Origin of the sequence: Lactobacillus nasalidis (assembly GCF_016587775.1) — a bacterium.
GTDB classification, from domain to species: Bacteria; Bacillota; Bacilli; order Lactobacillales; family Lactobacillaceae; genus Lactobacillus; species Lactobacillus nasalidis.
Genome location: NZ_BOCG01000247.1, coordinates 1 through 292 on the forward strand (window position 1 = coordinate 1; position 292 = coordinate 292).

Annotated in this window: 1 protein-coding gene; it reads left to right on the forward strand. The window is 42.5% G+C overall.

Annotated features, from left to right (window positions below; translation table 11 throughout):
• Positions 1 to 16: 16 nt before the first annotated feature.
• Positions 17 to 292 (forward strand): helix-turn-helix domain-containing protein (locus tag lacNas_RS04140; protein ID WP_201330150.1); only part of this gene is annotated, 276 nt, incomplete at its 3' end.

Genomic DNA, 292 nt, shown 5'->3' on the forward strand with positions numbered 1-292 from the left:
AAAGCTGGTGAATTAAATGGCTGAACAGGCAGAAGAAGTACCGTCTAAATTAATTCAGACAAGAGTCTATGAACTACATCCAAACAAGACTATGAGAAGAGTTTTGGATGAAGCTTGTGACTATCGCCGCTATTGCTGGAATCAAGGCCTTGCCTTGTGGAATAAAATGTACAAGGCAAGGCAAGCACTTAAATCTTCTTTGGCCTCCGACCCCAAAAAGCTGACCGAAGAGCAGAAAGCACTGCTTAAAGAAAAGCCTTCGCCGAGTGAACGAAGAGTTCGTAATATGTTA